The 16028-nt window shown below is 62.0% G+C and carries 12 protein-coding genes; all 12 read right to left on the reverse strand.

Annotation, left to right across the window (positions count from 1 at the left end):
• Positions 1 to 415: 415 nt before the first annotated feature.
• Entirely contained in the window at positions 416 to 1903 is a 1488-nt protein-coding gene (gene lysS / locus ACYVRZ_RS08755; RefSeq protein WP_461226240.1) for a lysine--tRNA ligase, read from the reverse strand.
• A gap of 53 nt (positions 1904 to 1956) precedes the next feature.
• The gene (dusB, locus tag ACYVRZ_RS08760; RefSeq protein WP_461226241.1) at positions 1957 to 2961 is read right to left on the reverse strand and encodes a tRNA dihydrouridine synthase DusB; all 1005 of its coding nucleotides are present in this window, start codon (positions 2959 to 2961) and stop codon (positions 1957 to 1959) included.
• Positions 2954 to 3847 carry an Hsp33 family molecular chaperone HslO gene (gene hslO / locus ACYVRZ_RS08765; protein WP_461226242.1) on the reverse strand — a complete coding sequence of 298 codons (894 nt, stop codon included), beginning with the start codon at positions 3845 to 3847 and terminating at the stop codon, positions 2954 to 2956. Before hslO ends, dusB begins: the two co-directional genes overlap by 8 nt.
• A gap of 289 nt (positions 3848 to 4136) precedes the next feature.
• On the reverse strand, positions 4137 to 6272 hold the full coding sequence (gene ftsH, locus ACYVRZ_RS08770) for an ATP-dependent zinc metalloprotease FtsH (protein ID WP_461226243.1): 2136 nt from the start codon (positions 6270 to 6272) through the stop codon (positions 4137 to 4139).
• Between the two features lie 90 nt (positions 6273 to 6362).
• Entirely contained in the window at positions 6363 to 6905 is a 543-nt protein-coding gene (gene hpt, locus ACYVRZ_RS08775) for a hypoxanthine phosphoribosyltransferase (RefSeq protein WP_461226244.1), read from the reverse strand.
• Positions 6898 to 8226, reverse strand: coding sequence for a tRNA lysidine(34) synthetase TilS (gene tilS / locus ACYVRZ_RS08780; protein WP_461226245.1), 1329 nt, complete (start codon positions 8224 to 8226; stop codon positions 6898 to 6900). The genes hpt and tilS overlap by 8 nt, the downstream gene beginning before the upstream one ends.
• A 269-nt stretch (positions 8227 to 8495) precedes the next feature.
• Positions 8496 to 9017, reverse strand: coding sequence for a S1 domain-containing RNA-binding protein (locus ACYVRZ_RS08785; RefSeq protein ID WP_461226246.1), 522 nt, complete (start codon positions 9015 to 9017; stop codon positions 8496 to 8498).
• A gap of 94 nt (positions 9018 to 9111) precedes the next feature.
• The gene (locus ACYVRZ_RS08790) at positions 9112 to 9453 is read right to left on the reverse strand and encodes an FtsB family cell division protein (RefSeq protein ID WP_461226247.1); all 342 of its coding nucleotides are present in this window, start codon (positions 9451 to 9453) and stop codon (positions 9112 to 9114) included.
• 70 nt (positions 9454 to 9523) lie between these two features.
• Positions 9524 to 9784 (reverse strand): RNA-binding S4 domain-containing protein, encoded by a 261-nt coding sequence (locus ACYVRZ_RS08795; RefSeq protein WP_461226248.1) that lies wholly within the window; start codon positions 9782 to 9784, stop codon positions 9524 to 9526.
• A gap of 1 nt (position 9785) precedes the next feature.
• Complete coding sequence (locus tag ACYVRZ_RS08800; protein WP_461226249.1) at positions 9786 to 11366, reverse strand: putative polysaccharide biosynthesis protein; 1581 nt, start codon at positions 11364 to 11366, stop codon at positions 9786 to 9788.
• Between the two features lie 190 nt (positions 11367 to 11556).
• Entirely contained in the window at positions 11557 to 15039 is a 3483-nt protein-coding gene (mfd, locus tag ACYVRZ_RS08805; RefSeq protein ID WP_461226250.1) for a transcription-repair coupling factor, read from the reverse strand.
• A 47-nt stretch (positions 15040 to 15086) separates the two neighbouring features.
• Entirely contained in the window at positions 15087 to 15644 is a 558-nt protein-coding gene (pth, locus tag ACYVRZ_RS08810; RefSeq protein WP_461226251.1) for an aminoacyl-tRNA hydrolase, read from the reverse strand.
• Between the last annotated feature and the right edge of the window lie 384 nt (positions 15645 to 16028).

The following is a 16028-nucleotide window of genomic DNA, read 5'->3' on the forward strand; positions in this document are numbered from 1 at the left end:
AATATGAGCTGCTTGAATAGCTCGATTTGTTGTTACTAGCGAATTGACTTCGCAATGTTTAATTCTTTTCAATTAAGAAAAGCCCTATCACATTTACGAAACTTTGTTCAGTTTTCAAAGGACTACCGTGTCCATAAGACAACTTAGATATCTTAGCATTTTGTCAGGCGACTGTCAACAACAACTTGTTGCGAATCACCGGCCGGCCAAGCTCGCATTGCCTCAACGACGCTATTTATCATATCAGCGAAACCGCGACCCGTCAACATTTTTCGCGACTTTTTCAGGTTCCCGAACCAGTGCTTCAGGCGTTCGATTCAATGTTTGGATTTTCAGCGATAGTTAACGCCTTTTCATGAGCAATTTTCGTTTTTTTCACAAACAAAAAAGTGAGCTCAGTGAGCTCACTTTTAGCTTACGGACGCAGCGTCGGGAAAAGCAGGACGTCGCGAATCGATGGAGCATCCGTCAAAAGCATGACCAGGCGATCGACGCCGATGCCCAGGCCACCGGTTGGCGGCATACCGTACTCGAGGGCCTCGATGTAGTCCTCATCGATGCCTTGAGCCTCGTCGTTGCCGGCACTCTTCTCGGCGGCCTGCGCCTCGAAGCGCTGGCGCTGGTCGATCGGGTCGTTCAGCTCGGTGAAGGCGTTGGCATACTCGTTGCCATGCATGAACAGCTCGAAGCGATCCACGAAGCGCGGATCCTTCTCGCTCTTTTTGGCCAGCGGCGAAATCTCAATCGGATGGCCGTACAGGAAGGTCGGCTGGATCAAGGTCGGCTCCACGAATTCCTCGAAGAAGGCATTGATGATGTGGCCGACCGTCCAGTAAGACTCAACATGGACGTTGTGTTCGGCCGCGAGCTTACGCGCGTCTTCGACGGACATCGGCTGCCAAAAGTCGATACCGGTCCGGTCCTTAATCGCGTCAACCATGTGAACCCGGGCGAACGGCGCGTCCAGGTCGATGTCTTGCCCCTGGTAGTTGATCTTGCCGGTGCCCAGCACCTTGTTGGCGGCGAAGCGGAAAATGCCTTCGGTCTCGTCCATCACATCGGTCAGGTCCCAGTAAGCCGCGTAAGTCTCAAGCATCGTGAACTCCGGGTTGTGCTTGGTGTCGATGCCTTCGTTACGGAACACGCGACCGATCTCGTAGACCCGCTCCATGCCGCCGACAATCAGGCGCTTAAGGTGCAGCTCCAGGGCGATGCGCAGGTACAAGTCGATGTTCAACGCATTGTGGTGCGTGATGAACGGCCGCGCCGAGGCACCACCGGCCTGGTTGTGCAAAACCGGGGTCTCAACTTCCAAAAAGGCGTTGGAATCCAGGTACTCACGCACGGCGCTGACAATCTTGCTGCGCCGAACGAAGCGCTCGAAGCTGTCGTCGTTGGCGATCAGGTCCAAGTAGCGCTGACGGTAAATCTGCTCCACGTTGGTCAGACCGTGGTACTTGTCCGGCAGCGGCCGCAGTGCCTTGCTCAGGTGGGTCAGGTGGGTGGCGCGAACCGTCAGCTCCCCGGCGTCGGTTTTCATCACGTCACCGGCGATACCGAGGAAGTCACCGAGGTCAGCCTTCTTGAAGATCTGGTAGTTCTCCTCGCCGACCATGTCCTTGCGAACGTAAATCTGGATGCGGCCGGAGCGGTCGCGCAGGTCGGCGAAGCCGACCTTGCCCTTGCCACGCTTGGACATCATGCGCCCGGCGATGGTGACCGTCGGCGTGTTGTCCAACAGCTGCTCCTTGTCCTCTTGGTCGTACTTGTCGTGCAGCCCCTGGGCGGTGTCGGTGCGGTCGAACCGCTTGCCGAACGGGTCGATGCCGGCCTCGCGCAGCGCGTCCATCTTCTGGCGCCGCGCCTTCATCTGGTCGTTCAATTCATTTTGCTGTTCTGCCATGTTTTCCTCCGATCTTTCTCGTCTCATTCTGCCATACTGTTGGCAAAAAGCAACTACCGCCCGACCGGCCGCTGCTCGTTCTCCTCGACGAACGCGTCGAAGATATCGTCAACCGCCTGCTCGGTTTCGGCACTCATCGCCGCCGCCTTGGTGCGAGCGGCGCGGGGAATGCCCTTCAGGTAATACGCGGCCTGGGAGCGGAACTCCCGCACGGCCAGGTCCTCGCCCTTGAGGTCAACCAGGCGGTGCAGCTGCAGCTTGGCCGTCGCGATTTTCTCCCGCGGGGTCGGCTCCGGCACTAAGACGCCGGAACGCAGGTATTCCTCGACCGACTTGAGCAGCCAGGGGTTGCCCAAAACCGCGCGGCCGATCATCACGGCATCGGCCCCGACCTCGTCCAGCATGCGCTTGGCATCCTGCGGGGTCCGAACGTCGCCGTTGCCCATGAACGGAATGTGCAGCTGGGCCTTCACCTGTTTCAAAATCTCCCAGTCTGCCTTCCCGGAGTATAGTTGCTTGCGGGTGCGGCCGTGCATCGCCAGGGCCGAGGCGCCGGCGCGTTCGGCGGCCAGGGCGTTGTCGACCGCGTAGATGTGGTCCTCGTCCCAGCCGGTTCGCATCTTAACCGTCACCGGCTTGTGAACCGCGTCGACCACCGCGGCCACCATTTCGTAGACCTTGTTGGGATCCAGCAGCCAATGCGCCCCGGCGTCGGTCTTGGTCACCTTGGGCACCGGGCAGCCCATGTTGATGTCGATGATGTCGGCCTCAGTGTTTTGATCCACGAACTTGGCGGCGTTGACCAAGGTCTCCTTGGTGCCACCGAAAATCTGGATGGAAATCGGGTGTTCGCGGGGATCCACGAACAGCATGCTCAGGGTTTTTTGGTTGTGGTACATGATGCCGCGGTCGGAGATCATCTCGCAGACCACCAGGCCGGCGCCGAACTCCTTGGCCGTGACGCGAAACGCCGCGTTGGTGATGCCCGCCATCGGGGCCACCACCACGCGGTTGGGGATCGTCACGTTGCCGATCTGCCAGGACAGTGTGTCAGTCATGCGCTTCCGCCTTTCTCGAAAACTCGCTTAGTTCCGCTTCCGTGTAGGAATAGGTGCTGCCGCAAAACTTGCAGGTCACCGTAGCGCCGTGGTCTTTTTCAATCATCTCGCGCAGGTCGCTGGGCGCAAGCGTCGCCATGATATCGGCGAAGTGTCCCTTGCTGCAGGTGCAGGCAAAACGCAGCGGCGTCTCGCTCAGCACGTCCAGCGCATTATCGCCGGTGGCGCGAGCGGCAATCTGCCGCGGGGTCAGGCCCTGGCGCAACATTTCGGAGACCAGCGGCAGCGTTTTGACATTGGTTTCAAGCGCCGTCAGGGCCGCGTCGGTGGCGCCGGGCAGCGCCTGAATCATGAACCCGCCGGCCACTTGCACCGTGTTATCCGCGTTAACGAACACCGACAGGCCGACCGCCGCGGGAATCTGCTCGGACTTGGCCAGGTAGTAGGTGAAGTCCTCGCCCAGCTCACCGGACACCAACGGCACCTGCCCGGTGAAGGGCTTGCCGACACCGACGTACTTGGTGACGGCCAAAATGCCTTGGTGGCCGACCGCCCGAGCGACGTCGATTTTCCCCACCTGGTTCAGCGGCAGGTTGACATGCGGGTGCTGCACGTAGCCTCGCACCGTGCCGTTGGCGGTGCCGTCTGCGACCAAGGCGCCAACCGGGCCGTCGCCTTGGACCCGCACCGTCAGCAGGTCGTTTTCGTTTTTCAGGCCGGCGGCGGCCAGCAGGCTGGTGCCGACCAAGGTGCGACCCAAGGCGGCCGTGGCCGCCGGGTACGTGTCGTGGCGGCGCTGCGCCTCTTGCACCGTCGCCGTGGCGTCAACGGCAAAGACGCGGAAAAAACCGTCTGCCGTGACCGCCGTAATCATTGTATCTGCCATTTTCTCTCTCCTTGTTAACCGTCAATATGATAACAGATTGTGGCCGCGGGGCCAAATGAACCAGGGCGTAGGTCGGCGCAGTTAGCGAACCGAGTAGCGTGGCGCTGGCGCTTGAAGCGGTCCTTGCTTCGAGTGCCAGTGCTAGCTAGTCGCGTTCGCGTTGCCGACCAAAGCCCGACGAACCAGGGCGGAAGGCCGCGCAGTCAGCATGACGGGTAGCCCAGCTGCGGCCCTTGCTGCCGCACTTGCCCCAAGCAAAAGACCCTGCCGCGTGGCAGGGTCTTGGCAATCACTGGTTATCGTGGTCGTCGCTTGAATCCGGTGTTTCCTGGTCCGTTGGCGCATCCGCGTCGCCGCTTGGGGCGTCTTGGGTGGTCGGGTCGGCCGGCGTCAGCGTCTTATCGGCTGGCTGCGCGGTGTCGCCTTCCTCGGCTTGCTTTTGGGCATCCTTTTGCTCCAGGGCCTTCTTGGCCTCCTCGAAGGTGGCCGCCTTTTCGCTTGGGAACTCGTCTTGGCTCTTCTCCGGCATCTTGCCCGTGTTGAAAATCTCGAGGATTTCCTTCTCGTTCAAGGTCTCGTACTTCAGCAGAGCCTCGGCGATCGCCTTGTGCTGCTCGCGGTGGCTTTCGATGATCTCACGCGCCTGTTCATGGGCGTCGGCGATGATCTTGCGAATCTCGTCATCGATGGCCGCGGCGGTTTCCTGCGAGTAGGCCGGCATCTGGCCGTAGCTGGCACCGACGAACGGCTGGCCGTCGGATTCCAGGCTGACGGTGCCGAGGCGGTCGGTCATCCCGTACTGGGTGACCATGCCCCGGGCAAGCTGGGTCGCTTGCTCAAAGTCGTTGGAGGCCCCGGTGGATTCGACGCCGAAGATGATTTCCTCGGCGGTGCGACCACCCATCAGGCCGACAATCTGCTCGGTCATGTCCTTTTTGGTCAGCAGGAATTGGTCTTCCTTAGGCAGCGTGATGGCGTAACCGCCGGCGCGGCCGCGCGGAATGATCGTGACCTTGCGAACCACGCGGGAGTCGGACAGCACCAGGCCGATCAAGGCGTGGCCGGCCTCGTGGTAGGCCACCATGTTGCGTTCCTTCTCCGAAATCACGCGGTCCTTCTTGGCCGGGCCTGCGACCACGCGGTCTTCGGCCTCGTCAATGTCGGACGCATCGATTTCCTTCTTGCTGCGCCGGGCCGCCACCAGGGCCGCCTCGTTCAGCAGGTTCTCCAGATCCGCCCCGACGAAGCCTGGGGTGGTGCGGGCGATTTCCTTGAGGTCGACGTCGGCCGCAAGCGGCTTGTTCTTGGCGTGGACCTTCAGAATCGCCTCGCGGCCCTTGACGTCCGGCCGACCGACCAGAATCTTCCGGTCAAAACGGCCCGGCCGCAGCAGCGCGGGATCCAGCACGTCGGAACGGTTGGTCGCCGCCATGACGATCACACCTTCGTTGCCGGTGAACCCGTCCATCTCAACCAGCAGCTGGTTCAAGGTCTGCTCGCGTTCGTCGTGGCCGCCGCCCATGCCGGCGCCACGCTGGCGACCGACGGCATCGATTTCATCGATGAAGATGATCGACGGGGCGTTCTTTTTGGCCTGATCGAACAGGTCACGGACACGCGACGCGCCGACCCCGACGAACATCTCGACGAAATCCGAACCGGAAATCGAGAAGAATGGGACGCCGGCCTCGCCGGCGACCGCCTTGGCCAGCAGCGTTTTACCGGTACCAGGAGGGCCCTCCAAGAGGACCCCGGCCGGGATGCGAGCCCCCAAACCGGAGAACTTGTGCGGATCCTTCAGGAACTCGACGACTTCGACCAGCTCCTGCTTCTCTTCCTCGGCGCCGGCGACGTCGGAGAAGCGAACCTTGTTGGCCTTCTTGTCGGCCTGCTTGGCCTTGGACTTGCCGAAGTTCATCACCCGGCCGTTACCGCCGCCACCTTGGCCGGCGTTGTTCATCATCATGTAGAAGAACACCATGAAGAGAACCAGCGGCACGACGGTGATGAGCAGGCTGAGCCAGACGCCGGACTGCGACTCGGTCAGGGTGTCGCTTTTGACGTCGTTGGCCTCCGCCGCCTTTTGCACCGTCGCCATCGTCGAATCGTTGGTCGGCAGGTAGGCGGAAAAGCGCTTGGTCGTGGTGCTGGTCGCGCCAAGCAGGCTCAGGCCACCGGTGGCACCCTTGATCTTCTGCTCGGTGCGGTACTCACCGGAGACCTTGTAGACGCCGCCGCTTGGCTGCACCTCGAAGGATTTGATTTTATTGTCCTTCAGTTGTGAGATGAACTCACTGGACTGCAGCTCTTGGGTCTGACTGCCGCCGCTTCCCCGCAGGTAAAGCGCAAAGCTGGTCACCAGGATCACGAACAACACGACGTAAAACAGCGTGCTCCCGAATAACCCATTTTGTTTTTTATTCATGCATAACCTCCAGCAACATTTAGCGAAAAAAGTGGTCCGTGGTGCTTCAACGCAAGTTCAATCATACACCACCGGCCGGTGAAATAAAGGTCAATCGTGATTATAGATTTCGGGTTTCAAGACCCCGATGTACGGGAGGTTGCGGTAACGCTCCGCGTAATCCAGCCCGTAGCCGACGACGAATTCATTGGGGACCATGGTGCCGACGTAATCCGCGTGGACGTCCTTGACGCGCCGCTCGGGCTTGTCCATCAACGTGCAGATCTTCACGGAGGCCGCGTCGCGGGTCTCAAAGAGCTTCATCAGGTAGCTCAGCGTCCGGCCAGTGTCGACAATGTCTTCGACGATCAGCACATCGCGGCCGGCCACCGAGGTGTCCAGGTCCTTGATGATCTTGACCTCGCCGGAGCTTTCCGTCGCCGTGCCGTAACTGGACACGTCCATGAAGTCGACCTCGAGGTAATCGTCCACCGCGCGAACCAGGTCCGTCATGAACATGATGGCGCCCTTGAGGATGCAGACGACCAGCGGGTTGCGCCCCGCGTAATCGCGCTTGATCTCGGCGGCCAGCCGCGTGGTGATTGCGGCGATGTCGGCCTTGGAATACAGCACTTTCAGGATATCATCATTCATCGTCATCCGTCCTTTGGCATGGGGATTGAAATGCTAGTACAGCTTGAATTATATCAGTTCGGGGAACCTGAAACAATTCAGCGAAGGCTTTTCCCTGCACCCACACCACCCCGTCCGGCGTGGCCGCGACCAGCCTCGCGTGGCGCTCTGGCCGCGGCACCTTGGCGTCGATGAACAGCCGCCGCAGCGGCTTGGTGTGGCCGCTGGGCAAAAGCACGACGTCGCCGGGCTGGCCGGTTCGCACCACCAGTGGCCCCGCCGGCACCAGACCCCAGGCGATGGCGGCTGGCGGCCGCTCGCTGAAGCGGCCGACGCGGCCGGCTGCCATGGGGTACCACTGCTCGGCTTCTTCCAGCGTCACGCTGGGCTGGACCACGGGCTTGGGCAGCGCCTGACAAAGCGTGGCGTAGCTGACCCAGACGCGGCCACCGGTGAGATCGAAGGCCTTGGTGCCGGCCGCTTCGGCCAGTGCGGCCAACATCGCGGTCACGATTGCCTGATCGGCGTGGCGCTGCCAGGCGGCCAGCTGCCGCTCGAGCACCACGCGCTGCACCGCCGCTGGCTCTTCGGCCAGCCGGCGCCAGTCGACGCCGGTTGGCCCGGTCGCCTGAAGCAGCAGCGCATCCGCCTGGCGGTTGGCGAGTTCAAGCACCCCCGCCTGCTCCACGCTCAGCCGACTGGCGTGAGCCAGCAGCTGGGGGCTGCGTTCCTTGAGCCTAGGCACGATGGTGTGGCGCAACCAGTTGCGGGTGAAGCGCAGGTCGGTGTTGCTGGCATCTTCCGCGTATGGCACCGCTTGGGCGGCGGCGTAATCGCGCAGCACCTTTTTCGGCACGGCGAGCAGCGGCCGCAACAGCGTGACGGTGCCTTGTGGCTGCACCGGGCGCATCCCGGCCGCGCCTTGGGCCGAGCCGCTTCGCAGCAGGCGAAACAGCAGGGTCTCCAGCTGATCATCGGCGTGGTGAGCCAAGACGATGGCCTTGGCGCCGGCTTCGGCCGCCGCGCGGGTCAAAAACGCGTATCGCGCCGCTCGCGCCGCCGCCTCGGTCACCCGCTTGGGGTGTGCGGCTTGCGGCCACGTGCCGCAAACGGTCGCCAGCCCCAGCGCCTTGGCGTAGCTGACCACCTGGCGCTGCTCGGCGGCACTGGTCGGCCGCAGCTGGTGGTCGAACTGGGCGACCGTCACTCGAAGCTGGTTGCCGTGGAGCGGCGCCAGCAGCGTCATCAAAACCATGGAATCCACGCCGCCGGACACGGCCAGCAGCACCGGCGTCTGGGCCGGTAGTCCGAACGGCGCCATCAGCGCCTCACCGTCTAGCATCTCACACCTCCGATATGACAGGATGTCATCCACCATAGCATACGCACCCGAATGAACCATCCGCCTTAGGTCCCATTCTGCCAAGCCGTCGCCCAGGTGACAAGCCCCGAGGCGCCGCCCGAAAATCCGGGCCCGGCCCCAACGGCGGTCAAGTCAACAGGCAGCGGTGACCCCGAGGCGCCGCCCGGGTGGGTCAGCCCAACCACGCGCCGCGGCGTAAAAAAGCGCCCCCTCGCAACGGCGAGGAGGCGCCCAGTTTGGTCTGTCAATCAGCTGCGACGACCGCCGCGGCCGCCGCGCTTGCCTTCGGTGTTGCGGCGAAGGCTGCTCAGGCGGTCCTCGCTTTCCTTAAGAAAGCCGGACATCATGCCGTCAAAATCGTCCTTCGGGGCCTGCGGCTTGCCGAAGCCGCCGCGGCCGTTGTCGCGGTGCGGCTTTGGGCCGTGCCCGAAGTTCGAGCCGCCGTTGCCGTGTGGGGCGCCACCCTGGTGCGGGGCGCTGCCGTGAGGGCCGCCGGTGTGGCCGCCGCGCGGGGCGCCGCCGTGGGCGCCGGCCGGGGCATCGACCGCCTTGCGAATGGACAGCCCGATCTTGCCGTCCTTGATCGACATCACCTTGACCGTCACGGTGTCACCCACCGTCAGGACGTCGTGAATGTCTTTGACGTAGGCATCCGAGACCTCGCTGATGTGAACCAGCCCCGTTTTGCCTTCTCCCAAGTCAACAAAAGCGCCAAAATTCGTGATCCCAGTGACCTTGCCAGAAACTTTTGCGCCGACTTCAACTGCCATATAAAAAGTTGCCCTCCTAGTGAATTGTGTCTATTAGTATACCATGCAAAAGCCGACACGCAAGCAAGCTGTCGCAAATCGGCTCACGTGTCGGCTATTCACCCGGTAATGTAAAAATGGTTTCGCCCTTCTTGGACATCGCGTACTTCTGACGCACCAGCTTCTCCAGGTAATCCGCGTTCTTCAGCTGATCGATCTGGACGTTGAGCGCCTTTTTCTGCGACTTGACCCGGGCCAGGTCGCGCTTGGCGCGGCTGACCGCCACGCTGCGGGTGGCGATGGCCTGGTGGGTCGAAAACAGCTGGTAGCCGCCGACGCCGCAGATCACCAGCAGCGCGAGCAAAAGCGACACCAGCCGGCGCCGGTGAACCCGCGTGTGACCGGCCGTCTTGACCTGCTTTGGTGCCTTGAACTGGACGTGTCGAATCGCCTGCATCGCGGACCCCACCTAACCTCGTTAATTAAACTCAGTATAGCAAAGAATCCCGCGCGACGCACACGATTGGCTAATTTTCTTTGTAAGTTTCGCCTACCACCGTGTACATGTCGGCGGCCAGCTCTTTTTTGGTGGTTTCGACCAAGGCGGTGACCTTGACCGTCAGCGTCTTGTTGCCAAAGGCGATGACCAAAACGTCGCCGATACCGACCTCGCTGGAGGACTTGGCGACCTTGTCGTTGATGGTGATGCGGCCCTTGTCCGCGATCTCCTTGGCCACGGTGCGGCGCTTGATGATGCGGGAGACCTTCAGGTATTTATCTAATCGCATGTCATTTTTCCTTCCTATTTCTGAGACGGTGCAAGAATTTGAGGAAGCGCCGGCCCATCGGAAAGGCCAGCACCTCGCGAATCGAGTACAGGTTGACCAAGGCGGCTAGGCCGACGTAGAGGATCACGCCGACCGACACGGTGGCCAAAACCAGCGAGAACATGTCCGTGCGGGACTGGTACGGCAGCCGTACCGCCAGCGCATGGACCGGCAGGCTCATGCCGGCGATCACCAACAGCAGCCGCAGCTCGAACTGGTGCGGATCCGGCCGCCGAATCACATCCGGCAGCTGGATGTACAGCGCCACCAGGATCACCGCGAGGCTGACCACCGTCGCAATCGCCGCGCCTTCCGTGCCGTATACCGCCACCAGCGGCAGGTTCAACAGCAGCTTGACGACGAAGCCGAAAAACAGCGCGTAGGTCGTGACCCGAAAGCGGTTGAGGCTTTGCAAAATCGCGTTGTAGGCGTTGATCATCGCGACCAAGGCGATGCTCAGCGCGTAAATCCGAAGCGTCGTCGTGCCTTGCCGATCGCCGAACAAAAGCCAGTTGATCAACGGCATCAAGGCGATCAGCCCCGAAGTCGCCGCCATGGACAGCGACAGGTTGAAGTGAATCAGCTGCCGGGCCGTGGCCAAGAAGCGTCCCATGTGGCCGCTGGCCGCGCTGCGCGTCAGGCTGGGCAACAGCGTCGCCGATAACGACGTCGCGACCACCAGCCCCAGCTGCACCAGCGGCTGGCCGCGGTCGTACACCCCCTTGAGCGCCTTGGCCGCCGCCGGGGCGACGCCGGCGGTCGCCAGGCCGCGGGTCACGGTGAAGGAATCCACCAGCTGCAGCACGATGAGCATCGTGGCGAACAGCGCGATGGAGCCGCCCTCCTTGAGAAAGCGCCGCAACAGCGCCAGGTAGGTGGAAAAGCCGGCAAAGGCGAAGTGCTTGTGGGCAAACACCTTGGCGTAGGCCCACCACACGGTCAACAAGGCGGCCAGGCCGCCGAAAAAGGCGCCGCTCATCGCCCAGGTCCCCATGCGGTACGGGTCCCAGTGCTGCTTGTAGGCCACCCAGGCGGCGACCAGGATCACGGCCACCCGCACAATCTGCTCGACCACCTGCGACAGCGCCGTTTTGGTCATGTCGAAGGTGCCTTGGAAGTACCCCCGGGCCGTCGACAGCACCGGCATGGTCAAAAACATCAGCCCGACGCTTCTGATGATCGGCGTCAGCGAAACGTCGGCCATCAACCGGGCGATCCAAGTCGCACCGAGCTCCAGCGCCAGAAACATCGCCAGGCCAAGCCAGGTCATCAAAACCAACGCCCGGTGCGTGATTTCCGCTTGCGTCTCGGGCTCACGCGCCTCGGCGATCAGCTTGGAGATGAACACGGGAAAGCCGGACAAGGCAAAGGTCATGCCGATGCCGTACAGCGGGTAGACCTGCTGGTAGACGTAAAAGCCGGTATCGCCGACCAGGTTCTGGAACGGCACCCGGTAGACGGCGCTCAAGACCTTGGCGACCAAGGCGGCGAGGCTTAGGATCCACGCGCCGCGCATCAGGGATTTCATCTGGTCATTTTGCATCGCTTTCCTCACTCACTGCAGTTTCTGGGGGTGCGGTCTCCGCCGCCCCCGGTGCAAGGCCAGCGGTGACCACGCACGAGTCGTTCAGTCGCCGCCCCACGCCTTGACGGCGGTCCCGGCGACCGGCCGTCCCGCTGCAAAGCCCGAGTCTTCAGCTCCGGTTGCGCCGCCACGCCCCACCTAGTATACGTCAGGCCGCCAGCGTTTGACAAAACGCGGTCAGCTCGCGCAGCCAATCGGGGTGGCCGGACAACAGGAAGGTGACGACCAGCTCGCCGCCGTCTTCGGCCACTCGGGCCTTGAGCTTGGTGGTGTCGAGCTTCTTGAACAGGGCCGGGCCGCCCAGCTTCGCGCTGGCCTGCTTGCTCAGCCGCAGCGTCAGCTGGTTGCCACTTTGGGTGATTTTTTGGACCCGGGCGGCGTCGGCGAAGCGCTTCAGGCGCGTGATCGCCAGCAGGTTGGTGACCGGCTGCGGGTAATCGCCGAAGCGGTCGATCAAGTCGTCGGCCACCTCGTCCTCTTGGGCCTCGGTGGTGCTTTCGCGCAGCCGCTTGTACAGCTCGATTTTTTGCCTCGAGTCGGCGACGTAATCCTCGGGCAGGTAGGCCTCAAGCGCAAGCTCAATCTGTGAATCAAAGCGCGGCTTGGCCTTGTGGCCCAGCTTGCGGGCGACCGCCTCATTGAGCATCTGGGTGTAAAGGTCGTAGCCGACCGCGTCGATGAAGCCGTGCTGCTGGCTGCCCAGCAGGTTGCCGGCGCCGCGAATCGATAGGTCGCGCATCGCGATCTTGAAGCCGGCGCCAAGCTCCGTGAAGTCCTTGATCGCCTGCAGCCGCTTTTCCGCCTCCTCGCTCAGGACCGAATCGGGCTTGTACATGAAGTAGGCGTAAGCGACGCGGCTGGAGCGGCCGATGCGACCGCGCAGCTGGTAGAGCTGAGACAGGCCGTAGTGGTCAGCGTCTTCGATGATCAGCGTATTGACGTTGGGCATGTCGACGCCGGTTTCGATGATGGTGGTCGTGACCAAGACGTCGTAGGCCCCGTGGAGAAAGTCGTAGATCACGTTCTCCAGCTGGGTCTCGGTCATCTGGCCATGCGCGTAGGCCACCGTCGCGTTGGGCACGAGTTCCTCGACCTCCGCCACCGTTTTTTCGATGTCGTGAACCCGGTTGTGCAGGTAAAACACCTGGCCGCCGCGTTCCAGCTCGCGTTCGATCGCGTCGCGCATCGCGCCGCGGTTTTGCTCCATCACGAAGGTCTGAATCGGGTAGCGGTTGGTCGGCGGCGTCTCGATCACCGACAGGTCCCGGACGCCGAGCATCGACATGTTCAGCGTTCGCGGAATCGGCGTGGCGGTCAAAGTCAGCACATCAACGTTGTGGCGCAGCTCCTTGAGCTTCTCCTTGTGCTTGACGCCGAAGCGCTGCTCCTCGTCGACGATCAAAAGCCCGAGGTCCTTGTACTGCACGTCCTTGGACAACAGCCGGTGGGTGCCGACCACGATGTCAACCGTGCCTTCCTTCAGGCCGACCAGCGTCTCCTTGATCTGCCCGGGGGTGCGAAACCGCGACAGCATGCCGACGGTCACCGGGAAATCGGCGAAGCGTTCGCTCATCGTGTCGAAGTGCTGCTGGGCCAAAATCGTGGTCGGCACCAGCAAGGCGACTTGCTTGCCGTTTTCGATCGCCTTGAAGGCCGCCCGAAGCGCAACTTCGGTCTTGCCGAAGCCGACGTCGCCGACCAACAGCCGGTCCATCGGCCGCGGCTTCTCCATGTCCTGCTTGATCTCGGCCACCGACCGCAGCTGGTCTTGGGTCTCCGGGTACGGGAACTCGGCCTCAAACTGGCGCTGCAGGTCGTCGTCCGGGGCAAAGGCGAAGCCGGGCTCCGCCTCACGCGCCGCGTAGAGCTTGATCAGGTCGTCGGCGATGTCTTCAATCTTGCCGGCGACCTTCTTTTTGGTCTTTTGCCACTCCGAGCCGCCCAGCTTGTTGATCCTTGGGGTCTTGCCATCGGCGGCCACGTATTTTTGGACCAAGTGAAGCTGATCGACCGGGATGAACAGCTTGTCGCCTTGCTGGTAGACGATCGTGATGTAGTCGCGGTGAACCCCGTCGACCTCAAGCGTCTGCAGGCCGACGTACTGGCCGATCCCGTGGTTGACGTGAACGACGTAATCGCCCGGGGTCAGCTCGGTGTATGACCGCAGCCGCTCGGCGTTGGCCAGCGTCTGGTGTCGCGCCTTGCGATGCATCTTGGCGTTGAACAGCTCGTGGTCGGTCACCACCACTAGGTGCAGGCTGGGCAGCTCGAAGCCGTTTTGGAGGTTGCCGACGGTCAGCTGCAGCGTGTTCTCCAACAAATCGTCAGCCGGGCTGATCACCGTGTCGACCTCAAAATCGCGCAGCGTCTGGTTCAGCTTGGTCAGCCGGGCTTCCTCCTGAACCAGGAAGACCACGGTTTGCTTTTGCTTGCGCCAGCGGTCCGCCTCGGTTTTGAGCAGCGGCATCTGGCTGAAGAACTGCTGCACGTTGCGGCTGGCCACGTTGGTCAAAGACTGCAGGCGCAAGTTCCCCATGCCCTTTTGAAACAGGCTGAGGTACAGGTGGGTGCGGCGGTCGGTGCGGTCGATGTCTTGAAGCGACTGGGGCGTCGGCAGCGTGGCCAGGCGGCCGCCTTCCTGCAAGCTGGCCGCCCAGTCCGTGGTTTCCTGAAGCAAGGTGACGTCGGTGTCAGCCAGCTTGGTGAAGTCGTCCCACACCACCAGCGCGTCTTCTTGCAGGTAATCCAAAAGCGTCGCGGCCTGCGGGTACAGCGCGGCCATGTAAAGCGCCAGCTCCTCCGGCCGCTCGCCCAGCGCCAGCTGTTCCGCGACCGCCAGCACCCCGTCGGTCAAAGCCTGCTTGGCGACCTTGGTCTTGGCCTTCGCCTTGGCGGCCAGGCCTTGCGTCCGCAGACGTTCGCCGGCCGCCTTCAGGACCTCGGGCGTTGCAATCAGGTCGGTCGCCGGGGCGAGGTCCAGGTGGTCGATGCTTTGGATACTGCGCTGGGTCCCCATGTCGAATTCGCGCAGGCTGTCGACGGCCGTGTCGAACAGCTCGATGCGAACCGGGTTGTCAGCGTTGAGCGGGTAGATGTCGATGATGCCGCCGCGAATAGCGAACTGCCCCGGCGTCCCCACCAGGCTGTCGCGGCGGTAACCCATCGCAACCAGCGTCGCCGCGAGCTCGGCCGGCTCGATCTCGGAATCCAGGTCCAGGTGCAGCGCGGCCTCCTGCCAGGTCGCCTTGGGCACCAGCTGGCGACGCAACCCGGCGAGGCTGGTCACCACCACGCCGGGGCGAGCGGTCGCCAAAAAGCTCAGCGTGTTGATGCGTTCGTTGAGCGTGTCCGGCGACGAAACGGCGACCTCGGCGGCCATCACGTCTTCGACCGGGAACGACCATACCGCCTCAGCGCCGAGCAGGCCGGTCAAGTCGGCAACCAGTTCGTCTGCGTGGTAGCGGTTGTTTTCCACCACCACCAGCTGGCGGTTCAGGGTCTTGGCCGCCGCCGCCAGAAAAAGGGTTTTGGCCGAGCCGTTCAGGCCGGTCAACAGGTGGCGACCGGCCTTCAACTGCGGCCAAAGTGGCGCAAGCTCAGGCGCTTGCGCCATTAATGTGATCAGATCCATGTTTCCTCCATGTTAACGTCGCCGCTTGCCGAACCGGCCGGGTGGTGTCAGTTGTACTTGTTCATCAAGGCGGCGAAGTCGGCGCCGCCCAGCCAATCAGCCACCGCCAGTTGCAGCTTGTCGATGCCGCTGAGGATGTCCACCTGCTGGTCCTTATCGAACGGCGTCAGCACCCAGTCGACGACCTTTTGGCGCGTCGGGTGCTGGATGCCAATCTTGGCGCGGTAGAAGTCCTGGGTGCCCAGCACGTTGATGATGGACTTGATGCCGTTGTGGCCACCGGCCGAGCCCTTTTGCCGCAGCCGCAGCCGGCCCATCGTCATGTCCATGTCGTCTTGGATGATCAAAATCTCCGATTGTGCGAATTGGTAGAAGGCCTTGAGCTGCCCCACCGCCCGGCCGGAGTCGTTCATGAAGGTCTGCGGCTTGACCAGCAGGACCTTTTGGCCGTTGACAAAGGCGCTGCCGGTCAGCGCGTTCATCTCCTGCTTGGCGATGGTCACCCCGTACTCGGCGGCCAGCCGGTCGACGGCCATGAAGCCGACATTGTGCTTGGTTCTCGCGTATTGAGAGCCTGGATTGCCCAGGCCAACGATCATTTTCAAAGTCTATTTCCTCCGTTCACGCAAAAAAGCCGGAAAGTACCCCTTCCAGGTCGCCTCTAGTATACCAGAACGGCGGGGCTTGCACGAGCCGCTGCGTGTGTTAGTTTGCCCAGCCAAAATAAGTACAGTTCTCCGAACGGTGTATTGGTGCATTTATTACAGTCGAAACCGGTCAACGGCGGCCATGGAAGCGGTGTGCAAGTTTCAGGTGGTGTTATTGTAAACGATTGCAAGTACAGTCGCGACACAGTGAACAATTTCACAGAAATCCCCACAAACCGGGATTTTGTCAAATGTAACGCTTTTCAAAAGGTCGCGATTTTTTTCTGCAAAACGTGCGCACCTCTGAGCAAATGTGTTATACTTCAAGATGAATTGCACAAA

It is taken from the genome of Lacticaseibacillus suihuaensis (genome assembly GCF_054785075.1).

Excerpts from the sequence above, each read along its gene's own strand:
- hslO (WP_461226242.1), bottom strand. The coding sequence starts at position 3,847 with ATGGCAGATACAATGATTACGGCGGTCACGGCAGACGGTTTTTTCCGC.
- ftsH (WP_461226243.1), bottom strand. The coding sequence starts at position 6,272 with ATGAATAAAAAACAAAATGGGTTATTCGGGAGCACGCTGTTTTACGTC.
- ACYVRZ_RS08795 (WP_461226248.1), bottom strand. The coding sequence starts at position 9,784 with ATGCGATTAGATAAATACCTGAAGGTCTCCCGCATCATCAAGCGCCGC.
- tilS (WP_461226245.1), bottom strand. The coding sequence starts at position 8,226 with ATGCTAGACGGTGAGGCGCTGATGGCGCCGTTCGGACTACCGGCCCAG.
- mfd (WP_461226250.1), bottom strand. The coding sequence starts at position 15,039 with ATGGATCTGATCACATTAATGGCGCAAGCGCCTGAGCTTGCGCCACTT.
- hpt (WP_461226244.1), bottom strand. The coding sequence starts at position 6,905 with ATGAATGATGATATCCTGAAAGTGCTGTATTCCAAGGCCGACATCGCC.
- lysS (WP_461226240.1), bottom strand. The coding sequence starts at position 1,903 with ATGGCAGAACAGCAAAATGAATTGAACGACCAGATGAAGGCGCGGCGC.
- ACYVRZ_RS08800 (WP_461226249.1), bottom strand. The coding sequence starts at position 11,366 with ATGCAAAATGACCAGATGAAATCCCTGATGCGCGGCGCGTGGATCCTA.
- ACYVRZ_RS08790 (WP_461226247.1), bottom strand. The coding sequence starts at position 9,453 with ATGCAGGCGATTCGACACGTCCAGTTCAAGGCACCAAAGCAGGTCAAG.
- dusB (WP_461226241.1), bottom strand. The coding sequence starts at position 2,961 with ATGACTGACACACTGTCCTGGCAGATCGGCAACGTGACGATCCCCAAC.
- ACYVRZ_RS08785 (WP_461226246.1), bottom strand. The coding sequence starts at position 9,017 with ATGGCAGTTGAAGTCGGCGCAAAAGTTTCTGGCAAGGTCACTGGGATC.